General features: G+C 31.8%; 1 protein-coding gene. It reads right to left on the reverse strand.

The features are described 5' to 3' along the window. Positions 1-380, reverse strand: a 380-nt coding sequence (locus tag AOA59_RS32120) for an AbrB family transcriptional regulator (protein ID WP_143522815.1), incomplete at both ends; no start/stop codon positions are given.

Consider the following 380-nt stretch of genomic DNA (forward strand, 5'->3'; position numbering starts at 1 on the left):
ATATAATAGCGAGAGAGAAATATATAAGGCAATATTTTCCTCCTTGCTGCAATTCACGTATTGAGATGTTTTTACCAATCCCGATACCAACAGTTACTTGAGCAATAACTAATAAGATAGTTGGTAATGAAGCTATTTCAATTGAGGAGATATTTAATATAACTGTAGTAGCCATTGGAATAATGACAATTCCAGCAGGGATTAAATTTCTTAACCAGATTCCTAATATTAGTGGGATTATATATATGGCATAAGAGAAAATTAGAGTTGAATCGTGCTCATTAGGGGGAGCCTCAATTATTATTGTTTCTCCAGAGAAAAATTGTACAATAATAAATGGTACTAAGAATAAAACAGTTAATAGCCGAACAGTTTGAAAG

It is taken from the genome of Pseudomonas sp. 2822-15, from assembly GCF_002742515.1.
Lineage (GTDB): Bacteria > Pseudomonadota > Gammaproteobacteria > Pseudomonadales > Pseudomonadaceae > Aquipseudomonas > Aquipseudomonas salomonii.